Raw genomic sequence first — 16540 nt, forward strand, 5'->3', positions numbered from 1 at the left:
CGGTCCAAGACGTGGTCCCGATGAAATCATAGGACACGCCTATAATGACGGCGTGGACCTGCGCCGCTGGCACTACTTCGCCGTGCTCGTCGAAGAGATGCACTTCACCAGGGCGGCCGCCCGGCTGTTCGTGTCGCAGCCGTCGCTGAGCCAGCAGATCCGCGCCTTCGAGGCCGAGCTGGGCGTCGCGCTGCTGGACCGGTCGGGCCCGCGGTTCGCGTTGACGGACGCGGGTCGCGTCGCCGCGGCGGAGGCCCGCGAGCTGCTGGACCGGCTGGACCGGGCGCGGGGCGTGATCACCGCGGCCGGGCGCGGCGACTCGGGACGCCTCCGGATCGCGTACACGCGCTCGGCGCCCGGCCCGCTGGCCGGCGACCTGGTCGCGGCCTACCGCGCCCGCCACCCGGGCGTGGAGCTGGCCCTGGAGACGGGCTGGACGAGCTTCAACCTGGCCCGCCTGGCCGCGGGCGAGATCGACCTCGGCTTCGTGCGCCCGCCGGTCACCCACCCGGGTGTCGCGGTGGCGGCGGTCGGGTCGGAGGAGGTGCTGATCGCGCTGCCGTCCGGCCACGACCTCGCCCGCCGTCGCGGCCGCCTGCGGCGGGCCTGGATCGCGGCCGAGCCGGTGGTCTTCTGGCCGCGTGAGAACGGCCCGGGCCAGTACGACGCGATCAGCGCCCAGGTCTGGCCGGCCGGCGTCCCGCCGATCGTGCGCGAGGAGCCGGAGGACGAGCAGCTGATGCGCGCGGTCGCCGAGGGCGCGGGCATCGCGGCGGTGCCGGAACACCGGGCCCGCGCGTTGCGCCGCAAGGGCGTGGTGCTGCGCCGGCTGGAGGAACCGGTGCCGCGCATCGACCTGGGGCTGGCCTGGCGCGCGGGGTCGGTGTCCTCGGTGGTGCGGGCGTTCGTGGACCTCGCGGCGGGAACGCCGTGAAGATCCGCCCAGCGGCCGGCCGGGCTATGCTCTCGGAGGCTCCCGTCGAAGGGTATTCCATGGCAGGCCACGAGATCACCGACCGCATCGCCGACCTGATCGACGAAGAACACCGGCTGCGCACCGGCGCCCTCCACCACGGCGGGCTCACCGCGGACGACCGCGTCCGGCTCAAGGACCTCGAGCGCCAGCTGGACTCGGCCCTCGAGCTGCTGCACCGCCGCCAGGCCCTGTCCGCGTTCGACGACGAGTGACCGGAGTCTCGCCCGGCTAGACGTGGGGCAGCTCGGGGGAGTCCGTGTCGAGCGGCACCGAACGCGCGCGCACCAGTCCGAGCTGGACGGTCTGGCGGCCGGTCAGCGTCTCCAGGACCCAGTCGGCGACCGTGCGCACGCGGTTGCCCGGCATCGCGCTGAGGTGGTAGCCGCGCGTCACGGCCTTGGCCAGGCGGCCGGAGAGCGGGATGTGCAGCGGGTTCGCCGCCGCGGCCCCGGCGCCGAGGTCGACGACGAAACCGAGGTCGTGGTGGCGGTAGCTGCGGGTGCGGCCCTGGCCGAGTGACGCCGCGACGTTGCGCCCGGCGAGCTTGCCCTGGCGTTCGGCGTGCTGCGCGGTCATCGCGGTGTAGCGGCCCGGCCGGGTGAGGTCGGGCACCGCGGCCGCGTCACCGCAGGCGAACACGTCGTCGCGGCCCGGCACGGTCAGCTGGGCCGTGACGACGACCCGGCCCTTCGCGGTCTCCAGGCCCAGGTCCGAGACCAGCGGGTCGGGCCGGACGCCGACGCACCACACGAGGGTGCGGGTCGGCACCAGGTCCCCGGTGGTGAGGGTGACGCCCTTGGCGTCCGCGTGGTCGACCGACGTCTTCGTCAGCACCTCGACCCCGCGCGAGCGCAGCACCTCGTCGGCGGTCTTCCCGAGCCGCCGGTCGAGCTCGGGCAGGACGCGCTCGGCGACGTCCACCAGCAGCCAGCGGATCCGCTGCCCGGCGAGCTCGGGGTGCCGCGCGGCCAGCGCGTCGGTGAAGGCCGGGCCCTGCGCGGCCACCTCGGTGCCGGTGTAGCCCGCGCCGACGACCACGAACGTGCAGCGCGCGTCGCGTTCGGCCGGGTCCTCGGCCGCCGCGGCCAGCTCGATCTGCCGGGTGACGTGGTCCCGCAGGTACAACGCCTCGGGCACACCGCGGAAGCCGTGCGCGTACTCCGGCACCCCGGGGATCGGCAGCAGCTTGTTGACGCTGCCCGCGGCCAGCACCAGCCGGTCGTACCCGATCCGGTGCTCTTCGTCCTCGGGATCGGTGTACGTGACGGCCCGCGCGTCGAAGTCGACCGCCGTCGCCTTGCCGAGCAGCAGCCGGACCCCCGGCAGCGTCTCCGGGATCGACACGGTCACCCGCCGCGGGTCGAGGATCCCGGCCGCCACCTCCGGCAGCAACGGCAGGTAGAGGAAGTAGTCCGTCGGGTTGAGCACGACGATCTCGACGTCCTCGGCTTCCTTCCGCAGGCTCTTCGCCGCGTGGTACCCGGCGAACCCGCCGCCGACGATCACGACACGCATGGATCTCCTTCCGGGGCACCGATCTTGGTCCTGGCGGATTCCCCCAGGTCGGGGGAAGAAAACCCGCGGGGTTGACCTGTCGGCGCAGGGGCGTACGGTCGGGTGGGTTGGCTGTTGTTCAGACACGTGCTCCGGTCAGCGCCCCTGAAAGCCGCGAAGGGAGCGCCATGTACCACTTGTTCCGCACGATCGACGAAGCCGGCGGGTTGACCGTCACGACCACCGAACGCCCTGGTGGGGTCCGCGTCCTCACCCTGGTGGGAGACATCGACGCCGCCACCGTCGGCGTCCTCGACGAGGCCCTCGCCACCGGTGACCGCCTGGTCGCCGACCTGTCGCGGGTCGGCTTCCTCAGCTGCGCCGGCGTCCGGTCCCTGCTCGAGGCGGACGACCGCGTCGAACTGGCCGTCGTCGCCGGCGGGCACGCGGTCACCCGGTCGCTGGAAGTGACCGGTGCCGACCTGCTGCTGAAGCTGCACCGCCGCACGGGCGACGCGCTCGCCGCGCTGGCGGCCGTTGGCCTGCCCGCCGCGGAAGCCGGCCCGGACGCGTGAGCGCACCGGCCCGGCCGTCCACTGTGGCCGGTCGAGCCCGGCTCAGTCGTCCGGCCAATCGCCGGTCGCCTTGCGGTAACCGACCGCGCCGGCTCGTTCGGTAGCGGCCTTGACGGCACCGAAGATCGCGCCCTGGACGGCGGCCGCGATGATCACCTGGGTCCAGGTGTAGTCGCGGTCGATGGCGTCCGGGGCGTCTTCTTCGCCGGCCGCGCGCTTCCAGACCTGCTTGAAGACCTGGCCCGCGAGGAGCCCACCGAGAGCACCGACGCCCCAGCTGAGCGGTTTGTAGACGACCTTGTTCACGAGTTCCTCCGTCGCGCGATCAGCCGGATCACGATCACCAGGCCCAGCACGCCCGCGAAGACCGGCAGCGGGTTGCTGCGGACGGCGTCGGCGCCTTGGCGGAACTTCACCGCGGTCGGCTCGTTCGTGACGTCGGCGACCTTCAGCGTGGCCTGGTCGAGCTTGCCGTCGATGTTCTCGGTGACCCGGGTCTTCACGTCGAGCTTCTGCCCGAGCGCGTCCAGTGTCTCGGTCAGCTCTTCACGGGTGGCGTCGCGGTCGAGCCGCGCCTCTTCCGCGTTCTTCGGGAAGTCCCCGCTCATGAGTGCACTCCCTGTTTCACGGTGTCCACGTCTTCGCGGACACCGGCGATGGCTTCCTCCGGCACCGGCGGCACCGCCTGCGTGACTTCCTTCTTGCCGACCAGGGCGGCGACCCCGGCGATCAGGAACAGTGCCACGGCGACGATCAGCGCCGCCAGCCAGCCGGGGACCACGAGCGCCAGCGCGAGGATCGCGGTGGCGACCAGCGCCCCGACGCCGAACAGCGCGCACAGCCCGGCGGCGCCGAACAACCCGGCGCCGAAGCCCATTTTCTTGCCCTTGTGCTGCAGCTCGAAGACCCCGAGCCGGATTTCGTCCCGGACGAGGCGCTTGACCTCGTCGGACAGGTCCGACACCAGCTCGCCGACCGAGCGTTCGGTCGCGGGCTTCTTGTTCACTTCTTCGATCACGGAATACCTCCTGAGGCCGGGCTACCCCCGTTCCGGCGTGGATAACCACGCCGGATTTGCCCGGGTCGCCGCGCTGTCCTGCGGAAGGTCACTCGGAAGAGTGAAACCGCGGGGTGGGTACCGGCCCGTGGCGTTTCGCGTCCGGACGCCTCGGGTAGGCCGGACGCATGACCACCACGACAGCCAATGTCCCCTCCGTGGAACTGAACAACGGCGTCCGGATCCCGCAGTTCGGGTTCGGGGTGTTCCAGATCCCGGCCGACGACACGGCGAACACCGTGCGGACGGCGCTGGACGCGGGCTACCGGCACATCGACACCGCGCAGATGTACCGGAACGAGGCGGGGGTCGGCGCGGCCATCGCGGAGTCCGGCCTGGCGCGCGAGGACGTCTTCGTCACCACGAAGCTCGCCAACGACGCCCAGGGGTACGACAACGCGATCACCGCGCTGGAGGGCAGCCTGCGGCGGCTCGGGCTCGACCACGTCGACCTGTACCTGATCCACTGGCCGCTGCCGAAGACCGGCAAGTACGTCAAGACGTGGCAGGGCTTCGAGGACATCCTGCGGGCCGGGAAGGCCCGCGCGATCGGCGTCTCGAACTTCCAGCCCGAGCACCTCGACCGGCTCGCCGAGGAGACCGGCACGGTGCCCGCGGTCAACCAGATCGAGCTGCACCCGGCGCTGCAGCAGGCGGAACTGCGCGAGTACCACCGCGCCCACGGCATCGCGACCGAGGCGTGGAGCCCGCTGGCCCGGGCCGAAGTGCTCGAAGACCCGGTGCTGACCGGGCTCGCCGAGAAGTACGACCGCACCGCGGCGCAGGTCGTCCTCCGCTGGCACATCCAGCTCGGGAACATCGTGTTCCCCAAGTCGTCGACGCCGGAGCGGATCCGGCAGAACATCGACGTCTTCGGCTTCGAGCTCGGCGAAGAGGACATGGCCGCGATCGGCGGGCTCGACGACGGCCGCCGCACGGGGCCCGACCCCGACACCTTCACCGGGTGACCGGCGCGTTTCCCTGCGCTACCCGCCGGGTACCTCTTCCGGAGAGGTCCCCCAGGAAGGAGCGTCCGGCATGAGCACGAACGCATACCTCGCGTTTCTCTTGATCGGCGCGCTGCTGGTCGTCGCGGACGGCCAGATCATCTACCGCAGCGGCCGCCGCTACCTCGAAAACTCCTACGGCGACCCGGCCGCCGGGGCGTCGATGGCCCGGCTGGTCACGGTGCTGTTCCACCTGGCGACGCTGGGTGTGCTGGCGCTCGTCTCGACCATCAACATCGGCGGTGACCTGCCCAGCATCATCGCCCGGATCGGCGTGCTGCTGCTGATCCTGGCGCTGGCCCACGCGATCACGCTCGGCGCGCTGGCCCGCATCCGCGGCGAGCAGGAGGTCGAAGCCGTCGTCCAGCGGGGCGGCCGGCAGCGGATCGAACCGGAGCAGCAAGGCCCCACGGTCACGCCGGTGACGGGCCAGGACGGCCGGTACCCGGACGTCAGCCCGTCGCTGGACCAGCGGCCGCCCTACACGGCGCCGTAAGCCCACGCCCGCACCGAAAGCGTCACTTTCACGTGAAAGTGACGCTTTCGGCGTGTCAGGGCCCGGGGACCGGCAGGTCCAGCTCGGTGTGGCGGGTCGCCAGGGTTCCGGCCAGGTCGGCCAGCTTGACGTTCAGGTCCTGCGAGGCCTTGCGCAGGACGTCGAACGCCTCGTCGGCGGTGATGCCGCGGCGCTGCATCAGGATGCCCTTCGCCTGCCCGATCACGTCGCGGCTTTCGACCGCCGTGCGCAGGTGGGTCGCCTCGAGCTCGGCGGACACGACGGACTCGGTGTGGGCCAGGGCCAGGGACGCGTGCGTCGCGAGCAGCAGCGCGGAGTCGATGGCGGCGGCGTCGAACGCGCCGGGCTTGCGCGAGTAGATGTTCAGCGCGCCGGACAGCCGGGGCGGCCGGGCGTCGGGGATCAGCGTGGTCGCCAGCACCGAGTGGAAGCCGTGGGCCGCGGTGCCGGGGCCGAACGACGGCCACCGCGGATCTCGGCCGACGTCCTGTGACCAGCCGATCGCCGGCCCGTCCGGGCAGGCGGACTCGACGCAGGGGCCCTCACCGTGCTGGTACTGCAGCTCGTCGAGCGTCAGGGCGATCGGGTCGGTCTCGACCGGGGTGTGGAACCGGCCGTCCGGGTCGCGCAGGGTGATGCTCACCAGGTCGGCGTCCGGGATGATCTCGACGGCCGCGCCGACGACCAGCTTGAGCACGCCACCGACCGTCGGGGTCGCGGCGAGCAGCGTCCGCGTCAGGTCGGCGAACTGCCGAGCCAGCGGACCGGCCTCGGCCGGGCGCGGGTCGTCCACGCAGAACCAGGTGCGCTCTCCGGCCCATTCGTCTTCGCCGACGCTCATTTCCCTCGCTGCCTTCGTCCCTCGTGATGCGGTCCTTCCCATTCAACCCGATCCCAGTGTGCACCCCGGCCGGGCCGGGCGTGATCCCCGTCGCGGGTGTCGTCAACCGGCGGCGGTGGTTCCCCCGGATGCCGGGTCGAGCGCGCCGCGGACCCGGTCGACGAACCCGGGGCCCGGCCGGAGCTGGTCGGCCTGGGGCATCCGGTCGGACAGGCCCGGGTGCGGCAGGGTCGCCGCGGCCTCGCGGGCCTCGACCAGCGCCTGGCCGAGCTCGCCGCGGCGGTCCGGGGAGCAGTCCCGCCGGATCCGCGCCACCGCTTCGGGGCCTTCGTCACGCACGTGCCGCCGGACGGTGCGGATCAGCCCGCCCAGCAGCCGCTCGAACCGCGTCTCCTGCGGCCCGGCCCCCTCCAGCTGCCGCATCAGCCCGTCCGCCTCGGCGAGATCGCCGTCCCCGTCGAGGTAGGGCTCTTCGGCGACGGTGTGGCGGACCAGCGCTCCGATGAGGTGATCGGCGAGGTCCTTGCGGTTCTCCGGGCTGCCTTGGCCGAGCTCCAGCTCGGTGCACAGCCGCTCGAGCTCCCGGTGGTCGCCGTCGAGGACGGTGGTGAGGTCGGTTGCGGGCTGGCGGTGGTTCATGCACGCTCCTGGTCCGGATTCGATTTCTTCCGGGTTACCCGCTGCCCGTGCGCCGAATCCCGTGTCGGCACCGGGCCCGCCGGGTAGCCGGTGAGGAAACCCACCGCCACCAGGAAGGACGTCCATGGCTGCGCCGTCGATGGTGATCGAGCGCGAACGCAAGTACGAGATCGTCCCGGGCAGCGGGGTGCCGCGGCTGCTCGGTGTCGCCGGGGTCGAGACACAGGACGATCCCGTGGAGCAGGTCCTCGACGCGTCGTACTACGACACCCGGACCTATCGGCTGGCCCAGGCCGGCATCACCCTGCGCCGCCGGGTCGGCGGCCACGACGCGGGCTGGCACGTCAAGCTGCCCGTCTCGGCCGACGAGCGCCGGGAGATCCAGCTGCCGCTCGGCGGGGACGCCCACAAGGTGCCCGGCCGGCTCAAGCGCCTGGTGCGGGCCTACACGCTGGGGGAGAAGCTGGTGCCGATCGCGCACCTGCGCACCGACCGTTTCGCCCACCGCCTCGCCGACGCCGAGGGCCGGACCGTCGCCGTCCTGACCGACGACCACGTGACCGGCGAGGCCGGCGGCGAGTCCGCGCGGCTCGACGAGTGGCGGGAGCTGGAACTGGAGCTCGACCCCGGCACGGAGCCGGGCCTGCTGGCCGAGTTCGACCGGGCGCTGGCCGAGGCCGGTGCGACCGCGTCGCCGTGGCCGTCGAAGCTGCGGCGCCTGATCGGCGACCGCGTGCCCGCACCGCGCCGCGCCCGCAAGAAGCCCGCCGCCGCGGACGTCGTGCTGACGTCCCTGCGCGCGCACTTCGACGACCTGCGCCGCGCGGACGTCGGCGTCCGGCTGGACGTCGCGGACTCCGTGCACCAGATGCGCGTGGCGAGCCGGAAGCTCCGCAGCGCCCTGCGCACCTTCGGGTCCATTGTGGACGAACAGGCGACGGCGCCGGTCGCCGCCGAGCTGAAGTGGCTCGGCCACGAGCTGGCGCCGGCCCGCGACACCGAGGTCACGCAGGACCGGCTGGGCAAGCAGCTGGACAGCGTGCCGCCGGAGCTGGTGCTCGGACCGCTGCGCCAGTACCTGACGCGCTACTTCGCGCGCGAGGAGGAGCAGGGCCGGACCCGGGCGCTGGACGCGCTGACCGGCAAGCGGTACCGGAACCTGCTGCGGGCGCTCGACGCCGTGCTGGCGGAGCCGGCGTTGACGGACAGCGGGCGCAAGCCCGCGAAGTCCGCGCTGCGCAAGCCCGTCCGCAAGGCCGCGAAGAAGCTGCGCCGCGCCCAGGCCGCGACCCGCGGGCTGAAGGGCACAGACCTCGAGACGGCCCTGCACGACGTCCGCAAGAAGGCCAAGCGGGCCCGCTACGCCGCCGACACCGTGAAGCCGGTGTACGGGAAGAAGCTGCGCACGTGGCGCAAGAACGTCAAGGCCGTGCAGCAGACGCTGGGTGCGCACCAGGACACCGTGGTCGGCCGGGAGGTGCTGCACCACCTCGCCGTCGACGGGCACGGCGAGGGCCAGAACACGTTCACGTTCGGGATCCTGCACGGCCAGGACGCCGCGAAGGCGGCGCGGCTGCGGGAGGAGTTCACGGGACAGTGGCGGCGGCTCCGGAAGGGCGACCGCCCCGGCTGGCTCGGCTAGCCGTTCGCGCGGACCGGCGGCGGCTCGGCAGGGCCGCCGCCCGGGACGGCGTCAGGCGTCGCCGGTGAGCTTGCCGCGCAGCTGCTCCAGCGTCTGCGACAGCAGGCGGGAGACGTGCATCTGGGAGATGCCGACGCGGTCGGCGATCTGGGTCTGCGTCAGGCCGCCGAAGAAGCGCATCACGAGGATCGCGCGCTCGCGGGGCGGCAGCTCCTGCAGCAGCGGCTGGAGGGCCTCGTGGTTCTCCACCATGGCCATCTCGTGGTCCGGCTCGCCCATGGTGTCGGCCAGCGAGAGCGCCTCGGCGTCGTCGTGCACCGGCTTGTCCACCGACAGCGCCTGGTAGGCGTTCCCGGCGAGCAGGCCCTCGCGGACCTCGTCGACGTCCAGGCTCAGGTGCTCGGCCAGCTCCGACGGCGTCGGCGCGCGGCCGAGGCGCTGCGACAGCGTGGCGGAACCCTGGCTGAGCGACAGGTGCAGTTCCTTGAGCCGGCGCGGCACGCGGACGGACCAGCCGGTGTCGCGGAAGTGGCGCCGGACCTCACCCATGATCGTCGGCACCGCGAAGGACAGGAAGTCGTGCCCGCGCGCCGGGTCGAAGCGGTCGACGGCGTTGATCAGCCCGATCCGGGCCACCTGGACCAGGTCTTCCCGCGGTTCCCCACGTCCGGAGAACCGGGTCGCGATGTGCTCGGCCAGCGGCAGCAGCTCGGTCACGAGCCGGCCCCGGACCACGTCGCGCCGCGGGTCGTCCGCCGCGAGCTCGCCCAGCTCCTCGAACAGCGGCTCGCAGTGGGCGTATTCGTCGGGGCGGTGGAGGAGGGTTTTGCGCTCGGCGCTCACGCGCTCGTTCCCGGGTTGAGCACCAGCTCGATCGTGATGATGCCCGCGCCCCCGCCCGGCAGGACGTCGCAGTGCGCGGTCACCGACCGGCTCAGGGTGGTCAGCACGTGCCAGCCGAAGGTCCGGTCGCTGGGCGGCCGGGGGTCGGTCGACCGGGCCGAGACGACGACGTGCAGCGCGTCGGGCGTCTGCCGGAAGCGGCAGTGCAGCTGGGTGCCGAGCTCCGCGAGCTGGACCAGCTGCGCGCAGGCCTCGTCGACCGCCATCTTGGCGTCGGCGATGGCGTCCAGCCCGAAGTCCGCGCGGGACACCATGCCGTGGGTGAGCATCCGGACCAGGGGGATCTGCTCGGCCATGGCGGGCAACCTGAGCTCCACCACCTCGTCGAGCAGGCCGTCGGTCGACGGCTGCCCGCCGGACGTGCCACTTCGTGTTTCTTCCATACCGGACTGTCTACCCATCTGGGGGAACCCTGACACTTCGCGATCCGGACTCGAGGACGCCGTCACCGGCCGAGGGCCCGTTCGAGCTCTTTCTTGGTCATCTTGGAGCGGCCGTCGATGTTCCGCTTCCTGGCTTCGTTGTAGAGCTGGTCCCTGGTCGGGCCGCCCGGGCCCTTGCCGTTCCCGGAGCGCTCACCGCCGCGCTCCTGCGGGGACTTGTCGTTCAGGGAGGACGGGCTCGCCTCGCGTGATTCACCCGACTGGGCCCGGTTCTTGTTCACCGTGCGGGCGGCGATCTCCTTGGCCCGCTCGGTGCTCGCGCCGCGGTCTTCCTGCGCGTCCTTGATGTGCTCGTACTGACGTTCGCGCTTGCCGCTCCAGGCCTGAGGCATGACCGCTCCCTTCGATGATCGGCGGATACCCGGTCCGCGACCGGGCAAACGTCGCGGTTGATCATCATCGGGGCCGGGTAAGCGGCGCGGGACGAGAGGAGCTCCGATGCGGATCGGCTACACCCTGATGACCGAGCAGACGGGTCCGAACGACCTGGTGCGCTACGCCGCCGGCGCGGAACGAGCGGGCTTCGCGTTCGAGGTCATGAGCGACCACTATTCGCCGTGGCTGGCCGAACAGGGCCACTCGCCGTACGCCTGGAGCGTGCTGGGCGCGGTCACGCAGGTCACCGAACGCGCCGAGCTGATGACGTTCGTGACCTGCCCGACCATGCGCTACCACCCCGCGGTGGTGGCGCAGAAGGCGGCGACGATCCAGGCACTGTCCGGCGGGCGGTTCACCCTCGGGCTCGGCGCGGGCGAGAACCTCAACGAGCACGTCGTCGGGCGCGGCTGGCCGGGCGCGAACGTCCGCCACGACATGCTCGCCGAGGCCGTCCAGATCATCGGCGGCCTCTTCGACGGCGGCTACTTCAGCTACGAGGGCAAGCACTTCCGCGTCGACTCCGCGAAGCTGTGGGACCTGCCGGAGACGCGCACGCCGATCGGCGTCGCGGTGTCCGGCGCGCAGTCGGTGCGCCGGTTCGCCCCGGTCGCCGACGCGATGATCGCCGTCGAGCCGAAGGCGGACCTGGCGCGGGAGTGGGACGCCGCCCGGCCCGGTCCGGCGTCCCGCAAGATCGCCCAGCTGCCGGTGTCGTGGGGCACCGACCGCGACGCCGCGGTGAAGCGCGCCCACGAGCAGTTCCGCTGGTTCGCCGGCGGCTGGAAGGTCAACGCCGAGCTGCCGGGCCCGGCCGGGTTCGCCGGCGCCACCCAGTTCGTCCGCGAGGACGACGTCGCCGGGTCGATCCCGTGCGGCCCGGACGTCGAGCCGATCGTGGAAGGCGTGCGCGAGTTCGCGAAGGCGGGCTTCACCGACGTCGCGCTGATCCAGATCGGCGGCGACCAGCAGGACGGCTTCCTCGACTTCGCCGAGAAGGAGCTGCTACCGGCCCTGGCGGGGGAGACGGCCTAGTCGGGCGCCGGTCTGCTCGGCCCGGGTCAGCACCCGGAGGTCCGCGACGCCCAGGAAGTCCACTTCGGACAGATCGACGTCGACGCGCCGCGGGTGCGCCCGGAGCCGGTCGTCGAGCCGGGCGCCCAGGTACGGCGCGGTCGCGGTGTCGAGGTCGCCCCGCACGGTGACCAGCACTTCGTGCGGGGCGGGCCGGCTGGTGCGCAGCCGTAACGCGGGGGTGCCGGGTTCGGTCCGGGGTTCGTTGCTCCGAACGGACGCGCGGCGCGCGGAGGTGGTGACCGCTTGTGCCCGCCGCTGCGGGGATGCAGTAATCTCGCGCTGGACCCGTTAAAGCGCTAGCGGCCCACTGTGGCGCGCGCCCGGGTCCTCCCTGGTCTTAGAGCGCCCTTAGCACAAGAAGTAAGGGGCGTCACCAGGATGACGGGCGGGCATGAACAGCTCACCGCGCGGCTCGACGATGTGACGGTCGCGATGGAGTCGCTGACCGCGATGCTCGACACCGAGCTGGATCTCGGCCAGATGCTGCAGGCCGTCTGCGACCACGCCGTGCAGGTGGTGCCGGGGGCCGACATGGCGAGCATCACCCTGGTCCGGGACGGGGAACCGGAGACGGTCGCCAGCACCGACCAGCGGGCGGTCAACTTCGACCGCGAGCAGTACCGCATCGGGGACGGACCGTGCCTGCGCGCCGCCGAAACCGGGCAGCCGGTGCGGGTCGGCGTCGGCGCGGTCGGGGACCTGTGGCCGCAGTTCGTGACGAAGGCCGAGCAGCTGGGCGTCGCGAGTTTTCTCGCCGCGCCGCTGACGGTGGACGACGACATGTCCGGCGCGGTCAACCTGTTCGGGTTCGGCGAGCACGGGTTCAGCGAACTGGGCACGAAGATCCTCGAGCTGTACACCGCGACGGTGGTCCTCGGGCTGCGCAGCGCGCGCCGCTACTTCGCGGCGCAGGAGCTGATCGAACAGCTCAACCGCGCGCTGGAGACGCGCGCGGTGATCGAACAGGCCAAGGGGATCCTGATGGCGGCGCACCGGATCACGGCGGAGGACGCGTTCCAGCGCCTGGTCAAGCGTTCCCAGGACGGCAACCGCAAGCTCCACGAGGTGGCGGCGGAGTTCGTCGCGGCGGTGGCGACGACGAGCAGCTGAGAGAGTCGTGAGTGTTTAGGAGGGTTCTAACCCCCCTAAACACTCACGAGGGCCGGGGCGGGCTAGCCGGCGGGGACCTCGTCCGGGGGCGCGTCGGCCTGGGGCACCGGTTCCGGCTGCCGGCTGCGCGTGCACGTCGTGCAGACCAGAGTGCGGCCGAGCACCCGGCCGCCGTCGGCGACGACCTGCGCGACGTGCATCGTGGGGAAGCCGCAGACCTCGCAGGGCAGCGAGCCGTCCTCGCGGCTGATGCGGATCTGTGTGCCCATGCGGCCTCCTGGTGTGACGTGGGTCTCACCTACCTTGCCGGGTCCGGCGCCGGAACCGGGCGAATTCACTCGTTCGGCCCAATGATCGGTGTCTCCGGCGTCCGGTCCGGTGACTCCTGTGTTCCGTCCGGTGATGCGGGGTAGCCGGGCTGGGGAAGGAACCGGGAAAAGGGGAGCACGGGATGAGGGACAAACGGAACGATCTGCGGCCGGTGGTCGACCTGCTGGTCGACGGCGAGGACACGCCTGAGCGGCAGCGGCTGCGCCGGAAGGCGGCGCTGGCCGTGGCGGCGGGGGCCAAGGACGCCGACGACTGCGCGTTGCTGCTCGAGATGCTGGGCCTGCACCGCGGCGACAGCAAGAGCACCGAAGTGGCCTGAGCGGTTTCGGGACACCCGCGCGCGGGTATCGGAGGCGCTGAGGAGGTCGTCATGGCCAGACCGGTATGGAGTGGTGCGCTGAGCCTGGGGCTGGTCACCGTTCCGGTGGAGCTGTACCCCGCGGTGGCGGACCACACGATCCACTTCCACCAGTTCGAACGCGGGACGTCCGACCGGATCCGCAACCGCAAGGTCAACGAGCGGACCGGCGACGAGGTCACCCGGGACGAGATCGTCAAGGGCTACGACGTCGGCGGCGGCGACCACGTGCTCGTCGAGCCGGACGAGCTGGACGAGATCGCGCCCGAGCGGTCGCGGCGGATCGACATCGAGCAGTTCGTCGAGCTCGACGAGATCGACCCGTGGTTCTACGACCGGACGTACTGGCTGAAGCCGGCGAAGGAGGATTTCGCCAAGGCGTACGGCCTGCTGCTGCAGGCGATGGACCGCAGCGAGAAGGCCGGCGTCGCGAAGTTCGTGCTGCGCGGCAAGGAGTACCTCTGCGCGGTCCGCGCGGGCGAGGACGTGATGGTCCTCAACACGCTGCACTTCGTCGCGGACCTCCGGAAGCCGAAGGACGTCATGGGCGCGCTGCCCAAGGTGCCCAAGGCCCGGCCGAAGGAGCTCGACATGGCGCTGTCGCTGGTCGACGAGATGACCGCGCCGTGGCGCCCGGAGGACTTCCGCGACGAGTACTCCGAGCGCGTCGAGGAGCTGATCAAGGCCAAGGAGTCCGGCAAGGAGATCGCCCACGAGGCGGAGCCGGAGCAGTCGGCCGACGTCGTCGACCTGTTCGAGGCCCTTTCGCGCAGCGTGAAGAGCCGCAAGGGTGGCGGCAAGCCGGCGGCGAAGGGCAAGAAGAAGCCCGCGAAGAAGCAGGCCGATCTGGGGGAGCTGTCCAAGACCGAGCTGGACAAGCTGGCGCGGGAGAAGAACGTCAAAGGCCGGTCGAAGATGTCGCGGACCCAGCTGGAGAAGGCGCTCAAGGCGTCCTGACGAGAACCGCCTCGGTGGTCCGGGACCACCGAGGCGGGGAAACGCGCTTCAGTGGGCGGCGGGCTCGGCGTCGCCGGTGGTGGTCTTGCGGGTCGTCTCCGAACGGGCGATGTGCCACGCCACCAGCGCGCCCGCGCTGACCGTGCCCCAGAGCACCAGCGAGGCGTCCCGGGCGAACAGGCCGACGACGAGCATCACCACCGCCGTGATGTCACACAGGATGAGCAGGAGGCTCCAGCGCCGGGCTTGCCGCATGTCGCGACCGCTGAACACGTCGGCGAGCGTGGGGTCGCTCGCCAGCAGTTCCGCCTCGATCTCGCGAAGGGCATGACGTTCACGGTCCGGCAGCATCGGGGGTCCTCCTCGGCCTCGGCTTATCCCACAGGTACCCCCGCGACGCTGCTTCCAAGCAGCGCTTTCGGGGAACGTGCCGCGCTCGGGCACTACCGTCAGTGGTTGTCACGGGGGATCCCTTTTGTCGCGGCCACCCGTTGGTAGGCCACGGCCGGGCGCAGCACCATGCCGTCGCAGAGCTGGTCGACCATCGAGCGCTGGATCTCCTGCCACGGCGTCTGCGATTCGGGCACCCGGTAACCGCCCGCTTCTTCGAGTTCCTTGTGCCGGAGCGCGAGCTCGTCGTCGGTGATCAGGACGTCCGCGGTGCCCGCCGTGAGGTCGATGCGCACCCGGTCGCCCGTCCGCAGCACGGCGAGCCCGCCGCCCGCCGCGGCCTCGGGGGAGGCGTTGAGGATCGACGGCGAGCCGGAGGTGCCCGACTGGCGGCCGTCGCCGAGGCACGGCAGCTCGTGCACCCCGCGCTTGATCAGCTCGGCCGGCGGGCGCATGTTGACCACCTCGGCCGAGCCCGGGTAGCCGAGCGGGCCGGTCCCGCGCATGACGAGCAGCGACTCCTCGTCGACGCCGAGGTCCGGGTCGTCGATGCGGGCGTGGTAGTCCTCCGGGCCGTCGAACACGACCGCGGTGCCCTCGTACACCCCGCCCGCAAGGTAGCGGCGCCGGAACTCCGGCGAGATCACGCTGGACTTCATGATCGCGGCGTCGAACAGGTTGCCGTGCAGCACTAGGAAGCCGGCGTCGGTCACCAGCGCGGTGTCGAACGTCCGGATGACGTCGCGGTCGCCCGCCTCGGCGTCGCGGCAGTTGTCGCCGAGCGTGCGGCCGTTGACCGTGGGCGCGTCCTCGTGGATCAGCCCGTGCCGCATCAGCTCGTGCACCACCGCCGGCACCCCGCCGGCGCGGTGGAACTCCTCGCCGAGGTACTTGCCTGCCGGCTGCAGGTCGACCAGCAGCGGCACGGCGTGCCCGAGCCGCTGCCAGTCGGTCAGCGGCAGGTCGACGCCGATGTGCCGGGCGATCGCGGAGAGGTGGATCGGCGCGTTGGTGGACCCGCCGATGGCCGAGCTGACGACGATGGCGTTCTCGAACGCCGCCCGCGTCAGGATGTCCGACGGCTTCAGGTCTTCCCGCACCAGCTCGACGATCCGCAGCCCGGTGCGGTAGGCCATCCGCGCCCGGTCCCGGTGCGGCGCCGGGATGGCCGCGCAGCCGGGCAGGCTCATCCCGAGCGCCTCGGCGAGCGCGTTCATCGTCGAGGCCGTGCCCATCGTGTTGCAGTGCCCGGGTGACGGCGCCGACGACGCGACCAGCTCCATGAACCCGGCGTCGTCGATCTCCCCGGCGGCCAGCAGCTCGCGCGCCTTCCAGACGATGGTGCCCGACCCGGTGCGCTCGCCGTTGTGCCAGCCGTTGAGCATCGGCCCGCCGGACAGCACGATGGCCGGGATGTCCACGGTCGCGGCGGCCATCAGGCACGCCGGCGTCGTCTTGTCGCAGCCGGTGGTCAGCACGACGCCGTCGATGGGGTAGCCGTAGAGCGTCTCGACGAGCCCGAGGTAGGCGAGGTTCCGATCCAGCGCGGCGGTCGGGCGCTTGCCGGTCTCCTGGATGGGGTGCACCGGGAACTCGATCGCGATCCCGCCGGCCTCACGGATCCCTTCGCGCGTCCGATCGGCCAGCTGCAGGTGGTGCCGATTGCACGGCGTGAGGTCGGAACCGGTCTGCGCGATCCCGATGATCGGCTTCCCGGACTGCAGCTCTTCCCTGGTCAGGCCCCAGTTCATGTACCGCTCGAGGTAGAGCGCGGTCATCCCGGGGTCGGCGGGGTTGTTGAACCAAGCTTCGCTGCGCAGTCCCATACCAGCCAGTCTGTCACTCGCGC

Annotated in this window: 23 protein-coding genes; 10 read left to right on the plus strand and 13 right to left on the minus strand. The window is 71.9% G+C overall.

The genetic code is table 11. The features are described from left to right. The first annotated feature begins 52 nt into the window (after positions 1-52). Both OG570_RS33530 and OG570_RS33535 read left to right on the plus strand, forming a co-directional pair. Positions 53-934 (plus strand): LysR family transcriptional regulator, encoded by an 882-nt coding sequence (locus OG570_RS33530; RefSeq protein ID WP_326953014.1) that lies wholly within the window; start codon positions 53-55, stop codon positions 932-934. Positions 935-993: 59 nt separating this feature from the next. Continuing rightward, entirely contained in the window at positions 994-1188 is a 195-nt protein-coding gene (locus OG570_RS33535; protein WP_326949969.1) for a DUF2630 family protein, read from the plus strand. Between the two features lie 16 nt (positions 1189-1204). On the opposite strand, the gene OG570_RS33540 is transcribed toward OG570_RS33535, so the two are convergent. Beyond that, the gene (locus OG570_RS33540) at positions 1205-2491 is read right to left on the minus strand and encodes an NAD(P)/FAD-dependent oxidoreductase (protein WP_326949968.1); all 1287 of its coding nucleotides are present in this window, start codon (positions 2489-2491) and stop codon (positions 1205-1207) included. Positions 2492-2658: 167 nt separating this feature from the next. On the opposite strand from OG570_RS33540, the gene OG570_RS33545 reads away from it, so the two are divergent. Then, positions 2659-3045 (plus strand): STAS domain-containing protein, encoded by a 387-nt coding sequence (locus OG570_RS33545; protein WP_326953015.1) that lies wholly within the window; start codon positions 2659-2661, stop codon positions 3043-3045. A 42-nt stretch (positions 3046-3087) separates the two neighbouring features. Here OG570_RS33545 and OG570_RS33550 read toward each other — a convergent pair whose 3' ends face one another. Genes OG570_RS33550 through OG570_RS33560 form a run of 3 tightly spaced genes read right to left on the minus strand, consistent with a single transcriptional unit; the run spans position 3088 to position 4063 of the window. Continuing rightward, positions 3088-3351 (minus strand): DUF4235 domain-containing protein, encoded by a 264-nt coding sequence (locus OG570_RS33550; RefSeq protein WP_247052183.1) that lies wholly within the window; start codon positions 3349-3351, stop codon positions 3088-3090. After that, positions 3348-3653, minus strand: coding sequence for a DUF3618 domain-containing protein (locus OG570_RS33555; protein ID WP_247052182.1), 306 nt, complete (start codon positions 3651-3653; stop codon positions 3348-3350). The genes OG570_RS33550 and OG570_RS33555 overlap by 4 nt, the downstream gene beginning before the upstream one ends. Beyond that, entirely contained in the window at positions 3650-4063 is a 414-nt protein-coding gene (locus tag OG570_RS33560) for a phage holin family protein (protein WP_326953016.1), read from the minus strand. The genes OG570_RS33555 and OG570_RS33560 overlap by 4 nt, the downstream gene beginning before the upstream one ends. Positions 4064-4230: 167 nt before the next feature. Here OG570_RS33560 and OG570_RS33565 point away from each other — a divergent pair, with 167 nt between their 5' ends. Both OG570_RS33565 and OG570_RS33570 read left to right on the plus strand, forming a co-directional pair. Beyond that, on the plus strand, positions 4231-5070 hold the full coding sequence (locus tag OG570_RS33565) for an aldo/keto reductase (RefSeq protein WP_326953017.1): 840 nt from the start codon (positions 4231-4233) through the stop codon (positions 5068-5070). Between the two features lie 70 nt (positions 5071-5140). Then, positions 5141-5605, plus strand: coding sequence for a hypothetical protein (locus OG570_RS33570; protein WP_247052179.1), 465 nt, complete (start codon positions 5141-5143; stop codon positions 5603-5605). 55 nt (positions 5606-5660) lie between these two features. On the opposite strand, the gene OG570_RS33575 is transcribed toward OG570_RS33570, so the two are convergent. Continuing rightward, complete coding sequence (locus OG570_RS33575) at positions 5661-6467, minus strand: GAF and ANTAR domain-containing protein (protein ID WP_326953018.1); 807 nt, start codon at positions 6465-6467, stop codon at positions 5661-5663. Positions 6468-6569: 102 nt separating this feature from the next. Beyond that, entirely contained in the window at positions 6570-7106 is a 537-nt protein-coding gene (locus tag OG570_RS33580; RefSeq protein ID WP_326953019.1) for a hemerythrin domain-containing protein, read from the minus strand. A 124-nt stretch (positions 7107-7230) separates the two neighbouring features. On the opposite strand from OG570_RS33580, the gene OG570_RS33585 reads away from it, so the two are divergent. Then, entirely contained in the window at positions 7231-8748 is a 1518-nt protein-coding gene (locus tag OG570_RS33585) for a CYTH and CHAD domain-containing protein (protein ID WP_326953020.1), read from the plus strand. A 51-nt stretch (positions 8749-8799) separates the two neighbouring features. Here the strand turns inward: OG570_RS33585 and OG570_RS33590 are convergent, their stop codons facing one another. The 3 genes from OG570_RS33590 to OG570_RS33600 form a co-directional block, all read right to left on the minus strand. Further along, positions 8800-9591 carry a SigB/SigF/SigG family RNA polymerase sigma factor gene (locus tag OG570_RS33590; RefSeq protein ID WP_326953021.1) on the minus strand — a complete coding sequence of 264 codons (792 nt, stop codon included), beginning with the start codon at positions 9589-9591 and terminating at the stop codon, positions 8800-8802. After that, entirely contained in the window at positions 9588-10034 is a 447-nt protein-coding gene (locus OG570_RS33595) for an ATP-binding protein (RefSeq protein WP_326949959.1), read from the minus strand. The genes OG570_RS33590 and OG570_RS33595 overlap by 4 nt, the downstream gene beginning before the upstream one ends. A 62-nt stretch (positions 10035-10096) precedes the next feature. Beyond that, complete coding sequence (locus tag OG570_RS33600) at positions 10097-10426, minus strand: plasmid stabilization protein (RefSeq protein ID WP_326953022.1); 330 nt, start codon at positions 10424-10426, stop codon at positions 10097-10099. 106 nt (positions 10427-10532) lie between these two features. Between OG570_RS33600 and OG570_RS33605 the strand changes: the two genes are divergently transcribed. Beyond that, on the plus strand, positions 10533-11504 hold the full coding sequence (locus OG570_RS33605) for a TIGR03557 family F420-dependent LLM class oxidoreductase (RefSeq protein ID WP_326953023.1): 972 nt from the start codon (positions 10533-10535) through the stop codon (positions 11502-11504). Here the strand turns inward: OG570_RS33605 and OG570_RS33610 are convergent. Further along, positions 11475-11681, minus strand: coding sequence for an STAS domain-containing protein (locus tag OG570_RS33610; protein ID WP_326953024.1), 207 nt, complete (start codon positions 11679-11681; stop codon positions 11475-11477). The two genes, OG570_RS33605 and OG570_RS33610, sit on opposite strands and share 30 nt — an antisense overlap. A gap of 243 nt (positions 11682-11924) precedes the next feature. Here OG570_RS33610 and OG570_RS33615 point away from each other — a divergent pair, with 243 nt between their 5' ends. Continuing rightward, positions 11925-12656, plus strand: a complete 732-nt coding sequence (locus tag OG570_RS33615; protein ID WP_326949955.1) for a GAF and ANTAR domain-containing protein — start codon at positions 11925-11927, stop codon at positions 12654-12656. Positions 12657-12718: 62 nt separating this feature from the next. On the opposite strand, the gene OG570_RS33620 is transcribed toward OG570_RS33615, so the two are convergent. After that, on the minus strand, positions 12719-12925 hold the full coding sequence (locus OG570_RS33620; RefSeq protein ID WP_326953025.1) for a hypothetical protein: 207 nt from the start codon (positions 12923-12925) through the stop codon (positions 12719-12721). A gap of 182 nt (positions 12926-13107) precedes the next feature. On the opposite strand from OG570_RS33620, the gene OG570_RS33625 reads away from it, so the two are divergent. Next, positions 13108-13305 carry a hypothetical protein gene (locus OG570_RS33625; RefSeq protein WP_247052170.1) on the plus strand — a complete coding sequence of 66 codons (198 nt, stop codon included), beginning with the start codon at positions 13108-13110 and terminating at the stop codon, positions 13303-13305. A 51-nt stretch (positions 13306-13356) separates the two neighbouring features. Beyond that, complete coding sequence (gene ku / locus OG570_RS33630; RefSeq protein ID WP_326953026.1) at positions 13357-14301, plus strand: non-homologous end joining protein Ku; 945 nt, start codon at positions 13357-13359, stop codon at positions 14299-14301. 48 nt (positions 14302-14349) lie between these two features. On the opposite strand, the gene OG570_RS33635 is transcribed toward ku, so the two are convergent. Both OG570_RS33635 and OG570_RS33640 read right to left on the minus strand, forming a co-directional pair. Further along, entirely contained in the window at positions 14350-14652 is a 303-nt protein-coding gene (locus tag OG570_RS33635) for a DUF3040 domain-containing protein (RefSeq protein ID WP_326953027.1), read from the minus strand. A 98-nt stretch (positions 14653-14750) separates the two neighbouring features. Next, positions 14751-16517 (minus strand): IlvD/Edd family dehydratase, encoded by a 1767-nt coding sequence (locus OG570_RS33640; RefSeq protein WP_326953028.1) that lies wholly within the window; start codon positions 16515-16517, stop codon positions 14751-14753. Positions 16518-16540: the final 23 nt, after the last annotated feature.

The sequence above is a fragment of the Amycolatopsis sp. NBC_01286 genome, from assembly GCF_035982555.1.
Classification (GTDB): Bacteria; Actinomycetota; Actinomycetes; order Mycobacteriales; family Pseudonocardiaceae; genus Amycolatopsis.